The following is a 20,619-nucleotide window of genomic DNA, read 5'->3' on the forward strand; positions in this document are numbered from 1 at the left end:
AGTACTAGATTGAATCAATCAGTAATCGTGTAGATACAGAACTTATCTACAAAAATGTATTTTATTGTTTTTTATTCACTTTTCTCACCACCTAAAATGAGATTTTGAACATTTTAATCCCCAGACCACAAAGAGATGGAAAGTAAAACCACCAAAATCAAAAACAGTCCCATCAGCAGTAAGCTGGTAGGACTGTTTTTTAATGCAAAACCAAAGCTACCATTAGAGTGGGATATTAGTCTATTTTTCTTTGTTGTAACCGCCCACAGTTCCGTTATTGTTACTTACACATCATCTTATAGCCAAAGTTAACGTAAACAAAAGCAGGCATCCTTTTGAATGCCTGGCTTCAAAACACTAATACTTTTTATGCTTGCTTCGCTACCTTCACTTTCAATAGACCAGTGATGCTTCCAGCTTCAATTTATCTAGTACTCTTTTTAAGCTCGCTTCGTTACCTTCACTTTTTCAACCGCCCTGTAATGCAGCCGGCACCCAAGGGGGTTGTCAAAAACAGAAACCTCTTTGTCTATGGCTCTGGCTTAGTCGATCTGGAACGGATATTGGACAATATCTGGCCGAGCGGGCAGACAAGCTTGGAAGCACCCAACACCAGTACTATAAACAGCAGGTCTTTTTTCATTGGTTTAGTCTCAATCGTAGCTATTAAAAGTCTCATTCGTTGATATAACTGGTCTCAGTCGTAGATATTACTCACAGTCAATCGGATCTCCAACTCTAATGTCCCTCCTATACACGCAGCCATTCACACACTCTCTCTTCCCCCTTGGTTTTTCTGTTACTTCAACTTAGCTTCTCACGTAAAAACAGTCCACACCATTTTTCAATAATGTGGACTGTTATTCAATCTCCGTCTTTAATGTTAAATTTCCAACTTTTATTCTTATTCTCTAACATCAGTGTCCATTCATTCTACAGCTTTAATGTCCTTATACAACTGGTCTCAGTCGAAAACTATTGCTCAAAAGTCTTAAGTACATTGTAAATTGTCTTAACTTATTTTGTAATCTGTCTTAACTATAATCGTTACTCATATATATCTGTTGTTAATAGTCCTTACAGTTTATAAGCTTTCATCGCTTTTCTCAGCTCTTTGATCGTTGGACGTTTGCCATACATCAGCACGCCCGTGCGATAAATCTTCGCCGACAACCAGCCGCATACGAACGTTGTGATGACCAGGACAACCAGCGATAATGCGGCCTCCCATACCGGCACTTCCGTCATCCCGATACGCATGAACATCGCGTACGGCGTGAAGAACGGAATGAACGACGCGACTTTGACGAACATCACATCCGGTGCATTAAGGCCGAAGATGCCGACGTAGAAGCCGCCAAGGTTCAGGAACATAAGCGGCATAACCGCTTGGCCCAGATCTTCTGTCCGGCTGACGAGCGAGCCGACGCCAGCGTACAGTGTAGCGAACAGGAAGTAACCAATCAGATAGAATGCAATGGCATAGATGAATACATCTACCGGCACATCCTTGATGTTAATACCAACGTCCTTCAACGCGCTTTCGTTGTGCGGCAGCGCTAGATTGATTGCGGCAGCAGCGACGAGAAGCGCCGTCTGGCCGAGACCAACGATGAACATGCCGAAGATTTTACCGAACATTTGCGTCAGCGGCGACACGCTGGTGATGAGCACTTCCATGACCCGCGAGCTTTTCTCTGCCGTTATTTCCGTGGCAATAAGTTGGCCCGTGCCCATGATCGTCATGAACAGAAGGAACAAGATCAAGTAGGTAACACCATACAGCGCGCCTGCCTTCTCCTTCGTATCATCAGCTACAGCTTCGCCGTTGCTTACATCGACTTTCACGCTATCAACGACAGCCTGTGAGAACAACGCGGTCTGTTGTTCGTCTGTCAGTCCTAATCCTTGCAGCGCGAACTGCGTCTTGATCGACTGCAGCGCAGCCTGCATATTCGCCTTCGATGCATCGCTGTATACCTTATCTGCATGAAGCACCATCGCCGGGAACGAAGTGCCATCCTCTTCGAACGTGGCATACGCGTCAATGTCACCATTGGACAGCGCATCGAGCAGCTTCTTCTCGTTCGCTTCAGCCGAGTTCTGGTTCTCCACCGGAACGAATTCATAATCCGGATGCTCTTGCTTCGAGAAGAAAGCTCGCATTTGATCGCCGACGACCGAAGGCGTCACGCTGCTCTTCACAGCGTCTTCCGTCGATGCCGTCAGATATCCGATTTTATCCGGCGCATCCGAACTGAATTTATCGATAATATAAGGCAGATTCACAACAACGCTTATGATAGCGACAAGAATGAGTGTCGAAATGACATACGATTTGGTCTTTACTTTATTGCGTATCGTAAACCCTACTACTGTCCCGAATTTACTCATTGCGCTCACCTACCGTCTTAATAAAGATTTCGTTCAGCGTCGGCTGCATCAACTCGAACCGCTCAATTTCGGCCTGCCCCTGTGCATGGTGCAAAATCCGCTTCGCCGTATCCTCGGATGCGATGCCGATCTCCGTTACATTCTCATGTCTCGTTACATAACGTACGCCAGCCAACGTTTCCAGCCCCGTCACTTCGCGATCTGTCGCCAGCATGACGCGTTCACGCGGATACTGCTTCTTAACCGCCTTCACATCGCCCTGCACGACCGGATTGGAACGGTGCATGATCGTAATGTTGCGGCAAAGTTCTTCAACATGCTCCATCCGATGCGTTGAGAACAGAATCGTCTTGCCGCTGTCGCGAAGTCCTTTGACCGCTGCCTTAAGCAGCTCCACATTGACCGGATCCAAGCCGCTGAACGCTTCGTCGAGGATCAGAATTTGCGGGTCATGTATGACCGCTGCGATGAAACCGATTTTCTGCTGGTTGCCTTTCGACAGCTCCTCGATTCGCTTCCCGTAATATTCGGCTACCTCGAACTGTTCCAGCCATTTCTTCAAGCTATCTTCTGCCGCTTTCTTCGTCATCCCTCTGAGCTGCGCCAAGTAGAGGAGTTGTTCATCCACCCTGACCTTCGGATACAGCCCGCGCTCCTCTGGGAGATAACCGAGGTTATGCAGCTGCTCCTTGCTGTAAGCCTTCCCGTTATATAGAATCGAACCTTCATCCGGATAGATGAGTCCAAGCACCATCCGCATCGTTGTTGTTTTGCCTGCGCCGTTCGCGCCGAGCAGACCGTAAATTTCGCCTTCAGCTACTTGCAGGCTAAGTCCGTTCACCGCTGTCTTCTCACCGTAATTCTTCACAATTCGTTCAACTACCAATGGATTCATGCATAAACCCCTCTCTGCATCAACGCTTGTAAAATTTCGTCCAGCTGCAGCGCCTGTCTGCTGCCGATGCTGAACTGTGCAGCTTGCAACGCTTCTTCTGTCTGAGGCGCATGTTCGGTTACAACCCTATACATGCCTACCCCTGCGAGCTCTACTTCTATGACGCCAGGCATCGCAAGCAGCTTGCCCCGATCCGAGTCATTCACGGCTGGCACATATAGAACCTGCCACTGCTCGAACAGCTCATCCTTCTCGTACTTTCCAAGGATTTGTCCCTTTGCCATAAATACGATGTAATCTGCCAAGCGTCGCACTTCATCTATAATGTGAGAAGCCATAAGGATCGTTCGATCCCCCGGCTCCATATACCGATGGAGAATATCGATCATCGATCGCCAAGCGATTGGATCAAGACCGGATGACGGCTCATCGAGCAGCAGCAGCTTCGGCTTGTGGGCGATCACGAGCGCCAGTTCGAACTTGCGGCGCATCCCTTTGGACATTTTGCCAAGTTTAATGGAATCATCCACCTCGAACCGGCGAAGCAGATCCTGATACAAGTTCACGTCCCACTCGGGGTACCACTTGCGAATGAACGCTGCCTTCTCCGCGCCTCGAATCGAATCATCGAGATAATCCGACTCCTCCGGCAAATACCCGATCTGCCGCTTCCACGGCCGATCATCGCCCTGTCCAACCGGATAACCTAACATCGTCATCTGTCCTGCATCCGGCTTTGAGAGATCTAGCAGGAGGCGAAACGTCGAGCTTTTGCCCGATCCGTTCGGACCGATGATTGCCGTCACATACCCTTCCGGAATATCCAGATCAATAGGCCCCAGTCGAAAATGTGCCCGATGCTGTTCAACGCCCGCTAATGATATGGCTGTCGTCTCCATCATCCGTTCTCCTTCCATCGTTCGTCTAGAACACGAGTCATAATGTGCTCCATCTCTTGTCTCGTCAGCTGAACCCGCATGCCAGCTTCAACCGCAGCTTCAACGGCCTCGATCACCGATGCTGTCCGCTGTCGGCCGAGATCCTCTTCTTGCACGCTTGCAACGAACGTTCCCGTACCTTGTCGCGTCCGCAGCAGCCCTTCTGTCTCCAGATCTTGATAAACCCGCCTGACCGTAATGACGCTGCACTTCAACATCTGCGCCATCTCGCGAATGGAGGGCAGCAGCGTTCCTTCCGTTAGCTGTCCGCTTACGATTAGCGCCCTTAGCTGCACCTCGATCTGATGGTACATCGGCTCCGCGCTGTTCTCATTGAGATGAATCGGCAGCCACACACTTCCACCTTCTTCGTCCTTAAGTTCATTGTTGTATAAGAATAATGAGTCAGCGCGTGAAGCTTCTCATTCGCAATCTTCTGCAGGTGAGCCGATAAAACCCGTATACGGCAGCGCCGCTCGCGACTATGGCAACAACGGGATACCACCAGTTCCCATCGGCGAGTTGTTCCAGCAGATATAGAGAAACCGACTTGTCATTCGCTCCTAGAACGGCTGCCACTGCCAGATAAAGAGCTGCGAAAGCGAAGCAAATGATCATATACTTTTTGCCTGAGAAGCCTTGCTCCCAGAGTGAATACATACTTGCAATCGCAATGCTATAACTGAACCAGATGAGTACATAACCGATATATGCGCCTATGCCAAGCTGTTCACGAAGGTGTGCCGTGCTCCCATATAGAATCGCAAAGTAGAGCAATACCCCAACTGTCAGTAGACCTGTAATTTGAATCAATCGCCCCATTACGAGCTGATTCACTGAGATCGGCAGCACCCGCCACTGTACCAGCCTGCGTGTATAACAATCTTCGCGCCATGCTTTGAACGTCGTCCGATTCGCCGGGAACCCGAGCAGCGGCAGAATCGCAAGCTGTGCGAAATCAACAAGCCAAGTGACTGACAGATCCAGCTGGTCGCTCCATACATCAATGTAGAACGTGCGCGACACTAGCAGCATGTAGGCGACGAATAAGAGTGTAATGCCCATCCCTACTCGATCCTTCCGCCATTCATACTTCGCGACATGCCATGCGCCTTCCCACTTATTCATCCGTCTGTCACCATCCGTGTGCTTAGTGTGTATATCTTTATACACAGTATAATCACACCTCTGCCATGTGTCAACATCTTCCAACCTATATTTGCATAAAAAAGAAGCCTTCACCGCAAGTGCGTCGATCGCGCTTGCAATGAAGACTTCTTGATTTCACCTACCTAGCTTTAACCGAAGATCGCGTCCAGCACTGGTTTCGTATGACCGCCCGGATACATGACATAGAGCAGAATGTAGACGGCTACGCCCGTAATTGCTGTGAAGAACCAAATGACCGACGTCACACGTCCCCACTTGCGGTGCTTCGCATACTTAGCACGGTAGCCCAATGTCAGCGTTGTGATGCCGAACACAGCCGCAACCGTTGCGAGCGTAATGTGGAAGATCAGGAATACGAAGTAGTATGGCTTCAGATCGTCCGGTCCGCCCCATTCCGTGTTGCCAACGAATATGGTACGGCTCGTATACACGATGAAGAATGCCGTAGCTGCAACCGCAGCCCAGAACATTACCTTCTTATGTGCTTCCAGCCGGCGATTGATCGCGAGGTTCCAACCGATCGCAACGAGAATTGCACTAATCACGATGAACGAAGTGCTGATCGTCGGAAAAATACTATAAATGTCCATGCGTAAACCCACCTTATATCGTTATCTGAGAGCCTGCACGAGCGATTAGCCTGCAAGGCCAGTAAATCTTAGGTCATACCGTTCGCCGGATTCGGCCCTGTGCTTGGCCTCTCGTCATCATCCGCGTGTTCGCGCTTGAACCACTGCTTGAAGATATAAGCGAGAATCGAGCCATACAGCACTTCCTGAAGCAGCTTCATCACAATACCGCCCGTCTGTTGGTCTTCCAATGGCGACATCAGATTGAAGAAGCTTGGACCATGCTCGAGCAGATAGGATGGATCGCCGGATACGCAATACCCCATCATGGTCACCCAGGTATTCGGATCATTGTAAACCGCATACATTGGCGTTCCCGAGAAGATAATGAGCGCACACGCCGGCGTTAACAGCGCCCCGTTCGCGAACACATACGCCATCTTCCGCATGTCCGTTAAGCGATTCCATTCCGGAACAGGACTAACCACCTGAATCCACATCAAGAATGCCGCGATCAGCAGCACCACATAGAACAATCGATGAATCGTGTAATGCGTCATGACATAATCATGTACGACTGGCACGTGATAGAGCGAGAACACCATATTGAACAAAATAAGACACAAAATCGGATTCGTCAGAAACTTGAACTTACTCCACCACGAGGCGCGGAACATCAAACGCCACATGTAGGATGTCGTACCAAGTAGGACTAGCGGCGGCACGAGCAAATAGGACAGCGACATGTTCAGCATATGGAACGTGAACATCATATGTCCTAACAAGCTTAGCGGACCTGCCTGCGCTAGATAGAACAGAAGAGCGCCAAGGATGAACGAGATCTTCTGCATAACGCTCGTTCCAGCTTGATCCGGTGAATGCTTGCGGCGATAGGGTCCGTCAACATACAAATAAAGAATGACAACCGCTGCCGTTGCGAATAGAAACATTGGACTCCATTGTTCTCTGAACGTAAAATACTGCAGCAAACCGAGCATGGATAACCCCCACAATTCATATCCCATTCCTGTTAGCCAATCCGGTCATAACCGGGACATGCCTAGTATAGCATAAGCAATTGTGAACTCCTACCGAAAGCGGCGTTCTTGCCCTGCCGTTCATCATATTGTCAAGGATTGCACCCGTCTTAGTCCTCCCTCAAGGGAGGACTTTAAGGGGCTTCGCCCCTTTGACCCCTCATATTATAGGGGCTCTGCCCCTTAAACCCCGAATTCTGGAGGGGCTGCGCCCCCAGCCCCCTAATATACAAAACAAAGGGCTCCGCCCCTGATCCCCTCTTCAAACCAGTTGCTCTACCCACCCAAACCCTCCCTGCTAGGGAGGGCCCCAAAGGGCGATGCCCTCTGGACTCCCTAAGGACTCGCTTAGATACGATTGCACATGTGCTCGCTTACGTCCCTGCGGGACACGCTATACGCCAGTGGGATCTAGGAGCGTTAGTGGAGGGGCATACGATTTCGAGTACGCGCAGCATACGTGCCAATACTCGCTTTCGTCCCTGCGGGACACGCTTTACTTTTGGCTAATTGATATAATACGTTCGATCAACAGCTCTTCCCCTAAGGAGTCTAGGCTAAGAACCCCTGGGACCCTCCCTTAGTCTCATTAATGGGCGGTGACAGGTGCACACGATCGAACAAAGGATGCAGACGCAATAACATATCTAGATACAGTAATCCAGAAGCTTTGCCGCAAGGCGGCAAGAGCGGGCACACGAACCTAAATGATCAAAGCCGCGTCCTTGTGAGGAGTCCAGAGGTCACATGACCTTTGGGGCCCTCCCTTGCAGGGAGGGTTTGGGTGGGTAGAAACTTTTTAAATAAATAGGTTTTTACGGGGTATAAGGGGCTTAGCCCCTATCATAATTTCCGGGGTCAAAGGGGCCGGGCCCCTTTAAAACTCACAAAAAAAGAGGGCCCGATTTTCTCGGACCCTCTTGCTTTATATACGATTACCACCAAGCCCAATACTCAGCCATGATGATCATGGTGCCTGCGATAAAGATACCGCCTAGAATAGCGATTATCGCATACCCATGACCTTTATCCTTCATGTGCATCCAGAAGCCCATCTGAACGAACACTTGGAGGCCAGCCATCATCAGCAGAATGAAGATGATGAACGAAGCATTCACTTCGCCAGCCATTACAGCTGCGAAAGCAATCAGAGTAAGCAGCAGGGACATGATGTAAGCAACGATGTGCTTCTGTGGTCCTTCGTGCTTGTGGCGTTTCTTCGTCTCTTCCGTTGCGGAATGGTTAACTGCAGCCATTGACTTAGCCCACCTTTCCCATCAGATACACGACTGTGAAGATGAATACCCACACGACGTCGATGAAGTGCCAGTACAGACCTGATACATAAATCTTCGGTGCCGTAACAACCGTAAGGCCTTTCTTGAACACTTGACCGATGATAATGCTAATCCAGAGAACACCGAATGCAACGTGGGCGCCGTGGAAGCCGACCAGCGTATAGAACGATGAACTGAAAGCACTTGTCGTAAAGCCATGGCCTTCATGAACGTATTCAGCGAACTCGTAAATCTCGAGACCCAAGAAGCCAAGACCGAACAGGACTGTAATGATCAACCAGTTGATCATTGCCGTTTTCTTGCCGGCATGCATCGCTTGAGTAGCAAATACGCTCGTCAAGCTGGACGTTAACAGGATGAACGTTGCAATTGCAACGGTCGAAAGGTTAAACAGTTCGTCAGCAGTCGGGTTACCGTCGCCAACTTTATCGCGAAGTGCTAGGAAAGCAGAGAACAACGTACCGAACAGTACGACCTCAGCGCCTAGGAACAACCAGAAGCCAAGTACTTTATTGCGTCCTTCCAGTGTAGCCTTCTCCGGCTCATGTGGAAGTTGTCCTTCTACGTGCGAGTGTGCGCTCATGCTTTTACCCCCTTATCTTGCAGCTCATCTGGCTCGATATGGAAGCCATGATCATCCTTCAAAGAACGGATCAGCATGCAGAGGAACGTAAGGGCAAGTCCGCCGCCACCAACATAGTAGTTGTGGTACATGAAGCCCAGACCTGCAATGAACAAGCCAATCGACATGAACAAAGGAAGAATCGATGGCGATGGCATGTGGATCGATCCCAGCGGTTCAGCTGGCGTCATCTCTTTATGGCCATCCATTTTTTCTTTCCAGAATGCGTCATAGCCACGAACAAGCGGCGTTTGCGCGAAGTTGTACTCTGGAGCTGGCGAAGGAATCGTCCATTCCAATGTACGGCCATCTTCCCAAGCATCTGCGGCAGCTTTCTTGCCGCTGATCGAAGTTACGATGATGTTTGTAATGAAGAAGATCGTACCGAGACCCATCAAGAATGCGCCGATCGTACTGATCAAGTTCATTTCGTTGAAGCCCAGACCATCCAGGTACGTGTAGATACGACGTGGCATACCTAGCAGACCCAAGAAGTGCTGAATCAGGAACGTCATATGGAAACCGATGAAGAATGTCCAGAACGTCATCTTGCCGAGCGTTTCGTTCAGCATACGACCGAACATCTTCGGCCACCAGTAATGGAGACCGGAGAAAATACCCAAGATCAAACCACCAACGATAACGTAGTGGAAGTGCGCGACAACGAAGTACGAGTCATGGTACTGGAAGTCGGCTGGCGCTGCCGCGAGCATTACGCCCGTAACGCCGCCCATTACGAATGTCGGGATGAAGCCTACTGCGAACAAGTTCGCAGTCGTGAACTTAATGGAGCCGCCCCACATCGTGAACAGCCAGTTGAAGATCTTGATACCTGTCGGTACGGCAATCAGCATCGTAGCGATGGAGAACAGCGCGTTCGCCACTGGGCCAAGACCCGTCGTGAACATGTGGTGAGCCCATACCATGAAGCCGAGGAAGCCGATCAGTACAGTAGCGAATACCATGGAGCTGTATCCGAACAGACGCTTACGCGAGAACGTACTGATTACTTCAGAGATAACACCGAATGCAGGAAGAATGAGAATGTATACTTCAGGGTGTCCGAAGATCCAGAAGATATGCTCCCATAGAACGGCGTTACCGCCATTTGCCACTTCGAAGAAGTTAGCATCGAACAAACGGTCGAACATCAGTGCAACCAGACCAACCGTCAGTGCTGGGAATGCGAACAAGATCAACGCCGACGTGATGAAGATTGTCCACGTGAACATTGGCATACGCATGAACGTCATGCCTGGCGCACGCATGTTGATGATTGTTACCAGGAAGTTAATACCGCCGACCAGCGTACCGATACCGGCGATTTGAAGACCGATGACATAGTAGTCAACGCCATAATCCGTGTTGTAAGTCGGGCTTGCAAGCGGAACATAGGATGTCCAACCTGCGTCTGGAGCGCCGCCTGTAAACCAGCTGACATTCAGCAGAACGCCGCCAGCGAAGAACGTCCAGAAGCCAAGTGCGTTAACGAACGGGAATGCAACGTCCCGCGCGCCGATCTGAAGCGGAATAACCGCATTCATAAGCGCGAACAGCATTGGCATCGCTGCAAGGAAGATCATTGTCGTACCGTGCATCGTTAGGAGCTCATTGAATGTATCCGCGCTAACGAAGTCGTTAAGCGGTCTCCAGAGCTGAATCCGAATCATTATTGCTTCCAGACCACCGACAAGGAAGAAGAACCCGCCGGCAAGCAAGTACAAAATACCGATTTTCTTATGGTCTACGGTCGTCAGCCAGTCCATCAGGCCCTTGTAGCGTTTGACCGTGTGCGCATGCGCATGTGCCAAGGTTAATGCCCCCTTTTAATTCTCCTGATGCTTATTTCTCGTAGTCGATTTTCAGTTCAGACAAGTACTTCGCAATACCATCGATCTCTTGCTCGGAAAGCTCAACCTTCGGCATGAGCGTACCAGGCTTGACCGCTTGTGGATCTTCGATCCAACGTTTCAAGTTCTCGTACGTTGTACCTTCGTTGTCATACTTCGCTTCGTCGGTATTGACGAGAATACCGCCCACCGTCAAACGACTGCCGATATCCGTCAGGTTCGGGTACACCAGAACGCCTTGGTCGCCGATAGCATGGCAGCTCAAGCAGTTCTTAACGAGTGAATCTTTGATCGCCGGATCGCTTGGCAGTGCAACTGGCGCTTTCTGCGCGGCCGTCCAACGGTCAAACGATGCTTCATCTACTGCTTTAACTTTGAAGTCCATCAGTGCGTGGGATGGGCCGCAAAGCTCTGCGCACTTACCAAGGTAAACACCGGCTTTAGGCGCTTCGAAGAACATTTTGTTAGCGTTCGCCGTACCGCTTGCAACAGCCGTGCCTGGGTTCGTATCGATCTTGCCTGCGAGCGATGGAATCCAGAACGAGTGAAGCACGTCGCCGGAAACAGCCGTAACCGCAATCTTCTTGCCTGTCGGAATGACAAGCTCTTGTGCCGTATGTATGTCATACTGCGGATAATAGAATTCCCACCAGAATTGGTGCGAAGTTACTTCGACTTGAATAGCTTCCGGATCTTTCGAGTAATCCTTCGCCAGACCGAATACGGAGTTAACCGTCGGTACACCGAGAATAACAAGGAGAATCAGCGGAATAACCGTCCAGATAATCTCAAGCTTATGGTTTCCTTCGACCTGTACAGGAATCTTATCCCCTGGACGTCTACGGAAACGAACAATGACGTACAACGAAATCGCAAATACGATAATGACCACGATAATCATGATCGAAATCGCCAATTTCATCAAATCGAATTGCTCTTCCGCTACTGGACCCTGCGGGTTCAGTGTCGAAAGGTCTGCACGCCCGCACGCCGACAGCAATAGCATCATACCGGCAAAGAGCGGCAGAAGGCGCTTTCCTACATTCCACCGTTTCATCATTCATCAACCCCACTTTTTACGTTTTCGCAGTTGCATCTGATGGCGTGGAAAGGCGGCAAACTGCGTGTTCTAGAGATGTTTTACAACTTCTGCATTAAATCACTTTATTAAATATAAAGTTGGAGGATGTATTTGTCAACGTTTCAGAAAGAGTTCACAAATTGTTCTCAAAGCCGCCAAAAATGTTGGTTTTACAAGGGTTTTGGGGCATTTACACCCCTCCATTTTTGTGCTTATCCAACCCCCTGAAGTGACAATAAACGACATATTCCCTCTATACATTGTGCACCGAATCAATGGTCAATTATGTATGCACTTATTTACGTATATTTCGGCCGTGCCGACGAACTCTAACAGTACAGTAATCGTTAAGGGAGGTCCATTGCATGAACAAATGGTTTAGTGCATCCACCCCGGCCCGCATCTTCATGCTGCTTCTTGGCGTTGCGGTTCTGTCGAGCGGATGCAGCAGCTATAAGTATGAGCCTCACGGGTACAAATCAAACTCATACGGGACGCGCAGCGGCACGGAACGTCCTCTCGTCGACGACCGGGCACGTTCCTATGGCGCATTATCAGCATCTTCAGGCAATCACGATAATCAATTTTTCGAATACAGCTCCAAGATCTCCAAGGAGGTCGGCAAGATCAACGGCATTTCCACTGCGCTAGTCATGCTCACCAATCAGAACGCTTATGTCGCGATCGTCTTCAACGATACGGCGATCCGTACGAAGAGCGGCGGCCGCTCGAAACGCGAGCAGAACTTGGGCGGCGCGAACGAAGGCGTCTACAACCATACAACCGGCAGCTCTTACTGGGATAATCGTGAGCTGGCTACGCCGTACGGCCACGCGATGACGGTGAACGATCATACGGAGCTGCCAGATGCATTGAAACATGCGATCGTCACTAAGGTGAGCAAGTTTGCGCCTCGAGCGAAAAACGTTTATGTATCTGCTAACCGTCAGTACGTCAATCGGTTCGTCGCCTATGCGCAGAAGGCATGGCTGAATGAATCATTGACTCCATATGTCAGCGACTTCAACGCGCTTGTATCGAACCAATTCGCCGGAGGCAATAAGCTACCTGCCAGCATTGGCAAGATCAATCCAGACACGACTGGCGCAGACCGCAACAACGGCCAGAAGAATGGCGTGAAGACAGAACAGTTCAGCGGCAATACGACAGGCTCTCCGCGATAACGTGTAAATCTTTTTCTACTATTATATATAGCTGTTAGATTAACCAAATCGAGTCGGCTGCATGCAGAGGCGTAGTTCCACAGCGCCTCTTTTTGCTATACTATTAATGAAGCGACCGGATGAAGATCGAAAGAGAGGGATTTCAAGGCCATGACGACAAGCAACTACGTTCCGAAGGACCCTGTAGTAATCGAGTGCAATATTGAGAAGGCGGTAGACGTACTAAGCGGCAAATGGTCCTTTCTTGTGCTCCGCGAGCTGTTCTGTGGAACGAGGAGGTTCGGCGAGCTGCAGCGCTGCATTCCAGCTGTTAGTCCGCGTGCGCTTACGAGTACGCTGCGCCATCTCGAAGAGAATGGCATTCTAGAACGACATGTATATGCGACAGTGCCTGCTACCGTTGAATATAAACTAACGCCTAAAGGCGAAGATCTTCACCAGACGCTGCACGCCATGAAGCTGTGGGCGGCTAAGTGGACTTAAACAAACGGAAGGGAGCCCCTATGGAATAGAGCGCTCCCCTGTTTGTATCGTTACTACACCTGCATCATCCACCTGCGCAAGATAAACCTGTTCAAGCTTTACACCCTTCGCAGCCAACTGCTTATTGAGCCATACGCGATCGAAACCCGCCCGTCTGAGCGCATCATCAATGACGATCCCATCCATAACGATGTTTTGCGGCTCGCGTTCAGGCTGTACGGCCCAACCCAGCGACGCCGCCGTAAGCGGCTGCTGCTCTTTCTTAAGCAAGAACGTAATATCCCCGTTAGACTCCATGACCGCGAATTCTACATCGGCGAGCTGATGAATGCTCTTGCTTCGCATTTTCTCTAGAAACTCGTCGAGCGTCACCCGCTCCTTCGCCATGTTCTTCTCGAGAATCGCCCCTTTCTCCACTAGGACGGTTCCCTTGCCGTCAACAATGTCACGAACCCACTTGCTCTTCAGTGTCGCGAACTCCATGCCAACGGAGACGAGGACCCATACCGACAGCGCGAGCAGTCCCAGGTACCATTGGTTATCCGTGTCGAGCGAGATATAAGCCGCGATATTGCCGATCGAAATGCCTGTAATGTATTCGAACAGCGACAGCTGCGAGATTTGCCGTTTGCCTAGTATCTTGGTCATAATGAACAGAATAACGACCGCCGACAACGTGCGCAGCGTGACCTCAATCCATATTGGCAAAAGAGACACCCCTTTCCTCTCGGATAGGATGTCTCCTCCTGTCGTTATCTATTCAAGCTGTCCAGCGCCGCCGCCACGTATACAGCTGGCGAGTTCCAATAGATCGTATTCTCATTCGTGGAGAAGCTGTCTTCATGGTCGATATAACATGCCATCGGCGGGCGCCCGATCAGCAGCGCTGCTGCCGCCGTGTCATTAAGCCCTAAGTTCGGACCGCCTGCCACGATGCCTGGCACCGGCAGCGGCACACGGTCAGCAACGGAAGGACGATGATGCGGATGCATGACCGAATGAGAGCCGAATCCTGTCACGTAGCATATGCCTAACACATTACAGCCAAGCAAGTAGTGCCATTGCCGTGTCGCTGCTTCAATGTACTGCCGATGGCGGTCGCTATCCTGCGTAAGTTCTGCTGCAATTAATAGGTGCATGCCATTGTTCATCACGATCATGCTGCTGCCCCATTTGTACTGCTTCTGAGTTAGCGATACACCAAAACCGTTGCGCTCTGACAGTTCGAGCAGCTCGTCCGCCCTTGTCATCCACTGATCCGCCAGTCTGCCGCGCAGCTGCGTCGAAGTATCATCGCCAGCATCCCGAAGCGCATGCAGCAGCGCAATCGTTCCATAACCGCCGACATCTGCCCACCCTAATTCACACAGTGGAAAATCATCGGATTGCGTCAACATCACCGCCTGAACGAGATACTTGCTTTCGCCGGTCAGTCGATACAACTCTGCCGCTGCCCAATAGTGCTCGTCGATGACCATCCGATCGCCGTATTCCCCGGTCTTCACCTCTCTCGGATTGCGGAACGGCACGCGCTCGAAGCTTTCGGTGCTCTCCATCCACCGCCATGCACGTTCCGCCGCAGCTCTGCAATAGGCTGCGAACGCCTCATCGAATGGTGCGAATACGCGAGAGGCCATGGCCATTGAGGCTGCGAAAGTGCCCGCCGCTGTGAATGAAACAGGCGAGAAGACTAGCGGTGCAAGATCATCCTCTGGCATGACGTGCAAGCCAGGGAATTCGAGCGTCGTTAGTTTGTGATAGACGGCGCCGTCCTCACGCTGCAGCAGCAGCATCCACTCAAGCTCATAACGGGTTTCGTTCAAAATATCCGGCACGCCATTCCCGCTCTCCGGTATATTCGTCGACTCCTCGAACGCCGACGGATAGGCCTCGTACGCGAGCATGAGATCAGCGACGGCCTTCGCGGCGGCGACGATATACTTGCCATAATCACCGGCGTCGTGCCATCCGCCCGCCGTTTTCCGCCTAATGGATGGATCATCTCCATGAATGATGCCATCGTCTAGATGACAGGCAGCATGCTTCCAAGGGCCAGCATACTTTTCTTCTAGCTCCATGCCGCAGCGCTGAAAGTAGAAATTCCGCAGAAGAGCAAGCTTGATGGCTTGATAAGGACGATGCGCGATGGTGAATACAGGCGATTCTATCGCATCCTTCATCCGAATGCGATAGCTGCCGGGTGTATCCAGTCCATCCAACCGGCCTGAGCTCACGCGCACACCGGCAGCTTCATCCTCCGTCGCTGGCGATGTTGTACCCGTAAGTACGCACTCATCCGTATCAACATTCAGAACATCGAAACTGCCTGACACGATTTGAGTTGAAAACGCTTTCGAAAACCCGGTCGAAAATCCAATCTGATTGACGCGGATCGCCGCATCATTCCACTGCTCACGTTTCATATCAGCCATGCAAGTTCCCCTCCTAAGCTCGTATATGATTGGTTGCCCTTCGCCGCGGCTCAATTCCTTCTATATATAAAAACAATCGCCGCGGCGAAGAACATAATGACAATGGTGCATATTTATCACGATTATACATGATCCCATCGTGAATTGGGCCAAATAATGATTAAAACTTTTACAACGGCAGCAGCGGAAGCGACTGTTGGTTATCGAGCGAAGCGACCATAGCTTCCCAAGCCGCCGGCTTGTTCGGAAGCACGGCATAGTAACGACGCAGGAACGCTGCAACCAGCGCAGCGTCGATTGTATCGCGTCCGTCATACGGCAAGAAGCCAAGGTCGAGACCTTCCACGGCTTCGCCGTCATTTTGCCAAGAAGGGTGTACGTAAGTCAGATCAATTCGCTTGTAGCCCATATGAGATAGCACTTCGCGGCGAACATAAGGGTTCATTACCATCAGGCCGCCGAAGTCATGGTCGCCTGCGCGATAAGGATCATAGATCTCGGCGAACATGCCGTCAAGCTTATTGCCCGCCGCCTGCGCCAATGCATCGAGATCGCGCTGACGCGACTGCCACAGGAACGGACCGATGCCAAGACCCGGACGGCCGACAATCGTGAAATCCGTCATCGCTACATTAAAGTCCTCGTAATAACGGTACTCCGTCGTACCAACAACTTCACCTTCATGGATCGCAACGAATACGCGGATGCCCGGATCCTCCAGCGGTTCCTTCCATAGGTCGAATGCGAGCACTTCCTCCGGCGGGAACACGCGTCCCATCAATGCATGCATCTGCGCGAATAATGGATCATTAATAGAAGTAATGCGTTGGTATTCCATAATAACAGCCAACTCCTTATACCTTAATTAGTCGTTACGAAACGGGTTGCGCCACTCCATCAGCGCTGCGCAGTTGCCCGATTCCTCATCGTCCAGATAGTTATGCGCAACCCCAATCGGCGTTCGGCCGACACGCAGCATGAATGAGATAACAGGATCGTTCTGCTCACCGCGAATGACCGCATCGAGATACTGCTCCGGAGTCATCGAATCCGCCGCGCGATGATAGCCGGACAACCGCCCGCCTCCCAGCAGCCGTTTCAGCCGGTGATGAACAACGACATCGTACATCGAGAACATGAGCCATTGTCCCAAGCGCAGCTTGCGATACTGAGGCCTGACGCACAGATCGACGACATAGAGCGTATCGCCTGAAGAATTATGATTGCGTATGTACCCGCCGTCCGTCATCTGCTCCCAGCTGTGCGCACTGCTATTCGGGTCCTGTTCATCCGTCTTCACGATGAGTGCGGTCATCGATCCGGCGAGCTTGCCGTCCACCTCAATACACAACGCTCCATCTGCAAAATAACGCACGTGGTTCGTCAGCTGCTCTCGATTCCACCACAGCTCAGACGGATAAGGCGGCGGAAAGCACTCCGCCTGGATTTCGATAAGCGCATCGAAATCCGCCTCTGTATAGCTTCGCACGATGGCGGGAACGGGCTTGCCCTCGTTCATGACATACAGCTGCTTACGATACACGCCGCATCACTTCCAATCGGTATAAAGATCGGTGCGGCGATCCCGCCAAGTCATTACCGAGCCGCGCTCGCGAACTTCGTAGAGCAGCGACAGATCAAGGTCTGCCGTCACGATCATGTCATTATTGATCTCGCCTTCTACGACGATGCCGCGAGGCGGGAACGGAATATCGTTCGGCGCCAGCACAGCCGCTTGCCCATAGTTGAGCCGCATGAAATCGACCGTAGGCAGCGAACCCACTGTGCCCGTCGTAACTACGTATAATTGATTCTCGATCGTCCGCGCATGCGCACAGTAGCGGACGCGGTAGAAGCCTTGGCGGTCGTCTGTGCAGGACGGACAGAAAATAACGTCTGCGCCAAGCGCCCGCACCATCCGAACGATCTCCGGAAACTCGATATCGTAGCAAGTCAGCATCGCAATTCGTGCCTTAGGCGTATCGAATACCGTTACCCCGTCGCCCGCCTTCATGTTCCACTCCGTCACTTCGGTCGGCGTAATATGCAGCTTCGGTTGTACGCTGACTGTACCGTCGGGCGCGAACAAATGCGCTGCGTTGAGCAGGTTGTCCCCGCTTCGAATGACATGCGTACCGCCGATAATGTACATGTTGTAACGCGCGGCAAGCTCCTTGAACAGCTCGATATACGCGTCGGTGAAGTCCGGCAGCTCTTCGATGCTGCGCGCCTTGCCGTCCGCTCCTGGAATAGACATGAGCTGCGTCGTCATGAACTCGGGGAATAACACATACTCCGAACCGAATTCATCCGCCGTCCGAATATAATGCTCCACCTGCGCCGCGAACGCCTCGAACGAGTCGATCGAATGCAGATGATACTGTACCGCAGACACTCTTAGCTTCATCCTCTACCTCCTGCTTGAACAAAGAATTACCTACATTGTGACGGAAAAATCAACCTTCAACAAGGCTGTTTTCCCATTTTGGACGGGTCATTTCAAATCAAATGAGAACTGGAAACTATTTATTCCGCATGAAATGGATGTAATAATCGAATAAGGTCTACGACCGACCCTAAGGAGGAATGTTTATTCTGTTACTGAATACGGATGATCTAGCCGCTATGGACAACGAAGCGCTCATTAAGCTCTGTTTTCAGCCATTAATCACTCGTTACAAAGAGCAATCGGCACAGGACGGTAATATCGCCTTGCTGTTCGAATCGTTCGAGCACGGCGAGAAGGCGCTGTTCGCAGTCTGGACCTTCTTGACGCATGCGATCAGAGGAACAGACGAATTCCACTGGCGATGCTTGCTCTTCCTCCACATCCCTGCCCGCTTCACCGGCATGCAGGCAGGGCTTCGGATGTTCGGAGATGCAGCCATGTCAGCTCTTCTTGATGATATTCATGCCGCGACCGCACACCTCCCGCATCGCGGAGAGCATGCGATCACGATGAACGAAGCACAATCCATCTATAACAGCAATTGTATGTATGCGGCCTCCATCCTTGCCTTAGAGGCGCGCCTGGTTCAAGCTATGCCCGAGACCATCAGACTAATCGCCGCTTATATTCGAGGACAGGTCAGCGAGTTCTCCGCCCTTCGACTTTAATGCTGCTGCGGGCCGTATTGCTCGATCAGCTGTCTCTTCTGCTCCCATACCGCATCGCTCAGCACGACCGGATAAGGCTGCGGATTCACTTTGCGCAGCACTTCGGTCGGGAACATCTCAAGCTGACGGCGATGCTCGGCGCGAATCGCAGCAAGACTCGGCAGCTCTGCCACTAACTCTCCGCCAACAATGATCGGCTGGAGCAGCGGAACGGCATCATAATCGGTCATGAAGCGCTGGCGATACGTCTGCATCGGATCGAACAATCTGATCCGTTCGCCGCGCTTCACATCATTCTCCCACCCGAAAGCCATGTAGTCCGCCTCAGCCCGGCCTGTCCTTCTGTTAACCAGACGGTACACATCCTTGCGGCCTGGCGTCGATACTTTCTCCGGATTGCCGGACAGCTTGATGACGGGCACAAGCTCTTCGCCCTGCACCGCCTCACGGGCGACCAGCTTGTATACGCCGCCGAGCGCCGGCTGATCCGATGCCGTAATGAGCTGCGTGCCAACACCCCAAGTATCAATACGGGCACCCTGCAGCTTCAGTTCCGCAATGATCGACTCATCGAGATCGTTCGATGCGACGATGCGTACATCGCCGAAGCCCGCGTCGTCCAATTGACGACGCGCCTCCTTCGACAAGTACGCAAGATCGCCGCTGTCGAGCCGAATCGCGCTCATTCGTTTGCCCATCGCCGCCAACTTGTGCGCCGTTGCAATGGCGTGGGGAACGCCGCTTACGAGCGTATCGTATGTGTCGACGAGCAGCGTCACATCATCAGGCAGCGCCTCCGCATAACGGTCGAATGCTTCTTGTTCGCTGTCATGCGCCTGCACCCAAGCATGGGCATGCGTCCCCTTCGCCGGAATGCCGAACAACATCGCTGCCCGCATGTTGGACGTTGCATCGAAGCCGGCAATATAGGAAGCGCGAGCTCCCCATACAGCAGCCTCCGCCTCCTGGGCCCGACGCGTCCCGAACTCCAGCAGCACATCGCGCTCGGCCGCCCGGCGAATGCGCGCCGCCTTCGTCGCGATGAGCGTCTGATAGTTCATGAAGTTGAGCAGCGCCGTCTCCACAAGCTGCGCCTCGAAGACTCTTCCTTCTACCCGAACAAGCGGTTCATTCGGGAAGATCAACGTCCCTTCGGATACCGCGAAGATATCCCCTGTGAAGCGGAAGCTGCGCAGCTCTTCGATAAACCCTTCATCATACCTTTCCTCCTGATCCCGAAGGAAAGCCAGCTCATGTTCATGAAACCTCAGCGAACGGATATAATCGACAATACGCTCCAAGCCGGCGAATACCGCATAGCCATTGCCGAACGGCAGCTTCCGGAAGTAAGCCTCGAACACGGCCTTCCGATTATGGGTGCCGTTCTTCCAATGCGCATACATCATATTGATCTGATATTTATCGGTATGAAGCGCCAGATGCCCGTACTCCCGGCCTCCCGCTCCATCAAAATGGATCGTCATCGCCCATCGTCCTTCACTAGTCGTATTACGGTGCGAGTTGCTGCTTCAAGAGGTTGTTCAACAGT

20 protein-coding genes are annotated in these 20,619 nt (G+C 51.5%); 3 read left to right on the top strand and 17 right to left on the bottom strand.

The genetic code is table 11. From position 1 onward, the window contains the following. Window positions 1–1,077: 1,077 nt before the first annotated feature. From SBI19_RS19640 to coxB, 11 genes are all read right to left on the bottom strand, one after another. Window positions 1,078–2,394, bottom strand: coding sequence for an ABC transporter permease (locus SBI19_RS19640; RefSeq protein ID WP_317971236.1), 1,317 nt, complete (start codon window positions 2,392–2,394; stop codon window positions 1,078–1,080). After that, window positions 2,387–3,289: an ABC transporter ATP-binding protein gene (locus SBI19_RS19645; RefSeq protein WP_317971237.1), complete on the bottom strand. Its 903-nt coding sequence runs from the start codon at window positions 3,287–3,289 to the stop codon at window positions 2,387–2,389. The genes SBI19_RS19640 and SBI19_RS19645 overlap by 8 nt, the downstream gene beginning before the upstream one ends. After that, complete coding sequence (locus tag SBI19_RS19650; RefSeq protein WP_317971238.1) at window positions 3,286–4,191, bottom strand: ABC transporter ATP-binding protein; 906 nt, start codon at window positions 4,189–4,191, stop codon at window positions 3,286–3,288. Before SBI19_RS19650 ends, SBI19_RS19645 begins: the two co-directional genes overlap by 4 nt. Further along, window positions 4,188–4,583 carry a GntR family transcriptional regulator gene (locus SBI19_RS19655; protein ID WP_317971239.1) on the bottom strand — a complete coding sequence of 132 codons (396 nt, stop codon included), beginning with the start codon at window positions 4,581–4,583 and terminating at the stop codon, window positions 4,188–4,190. The genes SBI19_RS19650 and SBI19_RS19655 overlap by 4 nt, the downstream gene beginning before the upstream one ends. A gap of 49 nt (window positions 4,584–4,632) precedes the next feature. Beyond that, on the bottom strand, window positions 4,633–5,355 hold the full coding sequence (locus SBI19_RS19660; protein ID WP_317971240.1) for a hypothetical protein: 723 nt from the start codon (window positions 5,353–5,355) through the stop codon (window positions 4,633–4,635). A 170-nt stretch (window positions 5,356–5,525) separates the two neighbouring features. Beyond that, window positions 5,526–5,987 carry a DUF420 domain-containing protein gene (locus SBI19_RS19665; protein ID WP_191206679.1) on the bottom strand — a complete coding sequence of 154 codons (462 nt, stop codon included), beginning with the start codon at window positions 5,985–5,987 and terminating at the stop codon, window positions 5,526–5,528. 68 nt (window positions 5,988–6,055) lie between these two features. Then, window positions 6,056–6,964: a cytochrome c oxidase assembly factor CtaG gene (ctaG, locus tag SBI19_RS19670; RefSeq protein ID WP_317971241.1), complete on the bottom strand. Its 909-nt coding sequence runs from the start codon at window positions 6,962–6,964 to the stop codon at window positions 6,056–6,058. A gap of 974 nt (window positions 6,965–7,938) precedes the next feature. Next, a complete protein-coding gene (locus tag SBI19_RS19675) occupies window positions 7,939–8,259 on the bottom strand; it encodes a cytochrome C oxidase subunit IV family protein (protein ID WP_317971242.1) in 321 nt (106 codons plus the stop codon). 4 nt (window positions 8,260–8,263) lie between these two features. After that, window positions 8,264–8,884, bottom strand: coding sequence for a cytochrome (ubi)quinol oxidase subunit III (locus SBI19_RS19680; RefSeq protein WP_317971243.1), 621 nt, complete (start codon window positions 8,882–8,884; stop codon window positions 8,264–8,266). Beyond that, entirely contained in the window at window positions 8,881–10,689 is a 1,809-nt protein-coding gene (gene ctaD / locus SBI19_RS19685; RefSeq protein WP_317971281.1) for a cytochrome c oxidase subunit I, read from the bottom strand. Before ctaD ends, SBI19_RS19680 begins: the two co-directional genes overlap by 4 nt. A gap of 76 nt (window positions 10,690–10,765) precedes the next feature. Beyond that, window positions 10,766–11,833 carry a cytochrome c oxidase subunit II gene (gene coxB / locus SBI19_RS19690; protein ID WP_317971244.1) on the bottom strand — a complete coding sequence of 356 codons (1,068 nt, stop codon included), beginning with the start codon at window positions 11,831–11,833 and terminating at the stop codon, window positions 10,766–10,768. Window positions 11,834–12,219: 386 nt separating this feature from the next. On the opposite strand from coxB, the gene SBI19_RS19695 reads away from it, so the two are divergent. Further along, window positions 12,220–13,038: a hypothetical protein gene (locus SBI19_RS19695; protein WP_317971245.1), complete on the top strand. Its 819-nt coding sequence runs from the start codon at window positions 12,220–12,222 to the stop codon at window positions 13,036–13,038. A 150-nt stretch (window positions 13,039–13,188) separates the two neighbouring features. Further along, entirely contained in the window at window positions 13,189–13,521 is a 333-nt protein-coding gene (locus SBI19_RS19700) for a winged helix-turn-helix transcriptional regulator (protein WP_317971246.1), read from the top strand. An 18-nt stretch (window positions 13,522–13,539) separates the two neighbouring features. Here SBI19_RS19700 and SBI19_RS19705 read toward each other — a convergent pair whose 3' ends face one another. The 5 genes from SBI19_RS19705 to SBI19_RS19725 all read right to left on the bottom strand — a co-directional run bounded on the left by SBI19_RS19705 (window position 13,540) and on the right by SBI19_RS19725 (window position 18,360). Beyond that, window positions 13,540–14,229, bottom strand: a complete 690-nt coding sequence (locus tag SBI19_RS19705; protein ID WP_317971247.1) for a DUF421 domain-containing protein — start codon at window positions 14,227–14,229, stop codon at window positions 13,540–13,542. Window positions 14,230–14,273: 44 nt separating this feature from the next. Continuing rightward, window positions 14,274–15,953: a glycoside hydrolase family 9 protein gene (locus SBI19_RS19710; RefSeq protein WP_317971248.1), complete on the bottom strand. Its 1,680-nt coding sequence runs from the start codon at window positions 15,951–15,953 to the stop codon at window positions 14,274–14,276. A gap of 169 nt (window positions 15,954–16,122) precedes the next feature. Continuing rightward, window positions 16,123–16,791 carry a GNAT family N-acetyltransferase gene (locus SBI19_RS19715; RefSeq protein ID WP_317971249.1) on the bottom strand — a complete coding sequence of 223 codons (669 nt, stop codon included), beginning with the start codon at window positions 16,789–16,791 and terminating at the stop codon, window positions 16,123–16,125. 27 nt (window positions 16,792–16,818) lie between these two features. Beyond that, window positions 16,819–17,496, bottom strand: coding sequence for a GNAT family N-acetyltransferase (locus tag SBI19_RS19720; protein WP_317971250.1), 678 nt, complete (start codon window positions 17,494–17,496; stop codon window positions 16,819–16,821). 6 nt (window positions 17,497–17,502) lie between these two features. After that, a complete protein-coding gene (locus SBI19_RS19725; RefSeq protein ID WP_317971251.1) occupies window positions 17,503–18,360 on the bottom strand; it encodes a carbon-nitrogen hydrolase family protein in 858 nt (285 codons plus the stop codon). Between the two features lie 179 nt (window positions 18,361–18,539). On the opposite strand from SBI19_RS19725, the gene SBI19_RS19730 reads away from it, so the two are divergent. Then, window positions 18,540–19,070 carry a hypothetical protein gene (locus SBI19_RS19730; RefSeq protein ID WP_317971252.1) on the top strand — a complete coding sequence of 177 codons (531 nt, stop codon included), beginning with the start codon at window positions 18,540–18,542 and terminating at the stop codon, window positions 19,068–19,070. Here SBI19_RS19730 and SBI19_RS19735 read toward each other — a convergent pair. After that, complete coding sequence (locus tag SBI19_RS19735) at window positions 19,067–20,554, bottom strand: nicotinate phosphoribosyltransferase (RefSeq protein WP_317971253.1); 1,488 nt, start codon at window positions 20,552–20,554, stop codon at window positions 19,067–19,069. The two genes, SBI19_RS19730 and SBI19_RS19735, sit on opposite strands and share 4 nt — an antisense overlap. Window positions 20,555–20,619: the final 65 nt, after the last annotated feature.

Source organism: Paenibacillus sp. CCS19 (assembly GCF_033239625.1).
Classification (GTDB): Bacteria; Bacillota; Bacilli; order Paenibacillales; family Paenibacillaceae; genus Paenibacillus_T.